The sequence below is a fragment of the Rubritalea sp. genome (genome assembly GCF_039830215.1).
GTDB lineage: Bacteria > Verrucomicrobiota > Verrucomicrobiia > Verrucomicrobiales > Akkermansiaceae > Rubritalea.
In genome coordinates this window covers 1-2,803 of record NZ_JBDOPO010000322.1, presented here as the reverse complement: position 1 = coordinate 2,803, position 2,803 = coordinate 1, and the positions used below count along the sequence as shown (strand labels likewise).

Annotated in this window: 1 protein-coding gene and 1 pseudogene; both read left to right on the top strand. The window is 46.8% G+C overall.

The window, feature by feature from the left end; genetic code table 11:
* Nucleotides 1–496 precede the first annotated feature (496 nt).
* Nucleotides 497–1,609, top strand: coding sequence for an alanine dehydrogenase (gene ald, locus ABGY95_RS10850; protein ID WP_347441701.1), 1,113 nt, complete (start codon nt 497–499; stop codon nt 1,607–1,609).
* 988 nt (nt 1,610–2,597) lie between these two features.
* Nucleotides 2,598–2,803 (top strand): annotated as a pseudogene (locus ABGY95_RS10845) (hypothetical protein); the annotation flags it as partial.

Below are 2,803 nucleotides of genomic sequence, written 5' to 3'. Positions count from 1 at the left end.
AATAGCCGAGGTTGTCGCAGCCACGCACCGCGTAAACAACGCAGGGAGCATCATTGGTAAAGCCAAACCTGATTCTGCTCCAGTGATACTTACACCTACGTGTTAGAAGCTGGTGCAGCTTTCGCCAAGCAAGGGATAACTTCCAGTTCGAGAGATAAAGGGCAAAAGGAGAGAGTCTATATGAACTCAGCCGCATTAAAAATGGGAAGATGCGCTTGTTATTTTATGAGGGGGCGATGAACTATCAAAAGCGCATAAATTTGATGCTTCGGCGGATCAAAGATACCAATAAGATTGTGTATTTGATTTTAGACAATCTAGCATACACCATGCAAAAATCAAAGAAGCGGGCACTTCAAATCTGAGGCTAAAACTAAAATGCGCAGACTTCAGAAATCACACGCGAGAGCTAGAAAATACTTTCACGATTCAAGCATCAAATAGGCTGTCTAAAACGTTGCTCCATTAATAACAAACAATATACTATAATAGTCTAATGAACATCGGCGTCCCTAAAGAGATTAAAAATCAAGAGCATCGCGTATCCATGATTCCAGCCTCAGCTAAAGATCTTGTGAAGCGCGGCCATACTGTTTACGTCGAGAAAAACGCAGGTATCGGTGCTAGCTACAGCGACGAGCAATACATCGCCTGCGGGGCGATCATCCTTGATACAGCTAAAGAGATTTTTGCTAAGTCTACTTTCATAATTAAAGTAAAAGAGCCTCAGCCCTCAGAAGTAGCGATGCTCACTGATCAGCACATCCTCTTCACTTATCTGCATCTTGCTGCAGACAGAAACCTTACTGAGTCACTTGTTGCTACAGGCTGCACCGCTATTGCCTACGAAACTATCGAGGTAAATGGACGCCTTCCACTGCTCGAACCAATGTCCGAGATTGCGGGGCGCATGTCAGCGATTGTAGGAAGCTACCATCTTGCAAAACATAATAATGGCCGAGGTACTCTTCTCGGAGGAGTTCCCGGTGTTGCCCCAGGTCGCGTGGTAGTAATTGGCGGTGGTACAGCAGGCGTTAAAGCCGCTCGTGTGGCAAAAGGTATAGGAGCTGACGTGACTATCCTAGAAGTGGACTTCGACCGCATGCGTTTCCTCGATATCACGATGGATGGCACACACACTGTCTACTCATCTGAGGCGAACATCATTGAACTACTTCCTAAAGTTGACCTCGTCATTGGCGCCGTCCTCATCCCTGGAGCCGCTGCTCCTAAGCTCATCACGAGAGACATGCTCAAGCTCATGCAGCCAGGCAGTGTGTTTGTCGACATAGCAGTTGATCAAGGAGGTTGCGCGGAGACGACTCATGCCACCACCCACGAAAATCCGACCTATATTGAAGAGAATGTGGTTCACTACTGCGTGGCTAACATGCCTGGAGCATACTCACGTACTGCGACTCAAGCCCTCAATAATGTCACCCACAACTGGACTACGCTCATCGCCGAAAACGGTTTAGCCAGCGCTATCAATAAGCGCCCAGAGCTCATCAATGGCATCAACTGCACGAATGGCCAACTGACTTATGAAGCCGTAGCTGATGCCCACCAAATCCCCTTAGCTTCAGCTACCGATAACCTAACAAATTAGACCTCGCAACTCCCCCCTATAGAAACTGAGTATATCCTCATATCACATGGTCCTCTTACCACAAGCCCAAAGTTCGTGAAGCCATGCTTCGCAACTAGCGCAATTGGGATGAGTGCAACAATCTGGGGATAATCAGACCTACCCTTGAAGACCTGGCTCACTAAGCCACCCCAACAGCTTCTGAAGAATACACCACGGCCCTAATGCTGGGCTCAGTTTCATTTTCAGTGGAGTCGATTATCGGATCGGTGATAACTGCAAATGAAAAACTGTGAGTCCAAGCCAATGCCACGTATGATTGGAAAGCCGCCTTTTTAAACAGTCCTAGTTATCCTCAACCACTCAGGATTCTATCTCATCAATAGACCCGAATACCGTGGGTTCACTTTTGAGCGACGTAGTGGAAATACTGACCAATCATCTAAAAGGGAAACGTCATGCGCATGCTCACTAGCCCAACGATATTGTTCTAGGGTGGGTCCTATTTTTCGCTCAAATTCATTCGCTACACCTATTTCTCCTTACTTCCATTCTTGCTCTTCTCGAACTTAGTCGAAAGCAATAGCGTGTCGGATACAGGCATATTCCATGGCATTGGCTCCCTCGGTGGCGTGCTCTCATGAATGTTACTAGTCTTGCTAAAAAAACAATACGGATGGAACGGGGTGTTCTTTATATTTATCATTATCGATATTTTACCTACGGTTCTACTCACCCCAATGGTATTCGATATAGAAATCACGGAGTGCAGACCTACGATCAAATTCACCGAAAAAACTCTAACCCCCTAACGCCTTCAATTCTCCTATTCCATGAAAACACAAATTCCCGCCCCTACAGTTATGATCAACCCCTCACATAAGAAAGCGAACCTAAAACCATCCTCTAACGAAGCACATTAGGAGCGATTTCTGCACTGTAGGCAAAGGTTACACTAGACTATTGACCCCTCTGGCGGCGGAAAGAGCGACAACCAGACCTAGGTATTGTGATCATCGGCAATGAGCTCTGCGGCTATGGAGCTTCGGGCTGTAACGGTGGTTGTTTACTGACCCTTGCGACACAGTACCTTTCTATCAAAAAAATTACGCTGCGTAGAAGCCAATTCGAACGCTCCATCGCAGTTGTCGCTTCCGACATGGGTATCACCGAACTCGTTCCAGCGCTTCTCAAAGAAACCAGAATCAGTCACGG

What these genes read in the sequence shown, in the direction of transcription:
- ald (WP_347441701.1), top strand. Translation starts at nt 497, where the DNA reads ATGAACATCGGCGTCCCTAAAGAGATTAAAAATCAAGAGCATCGCGTA.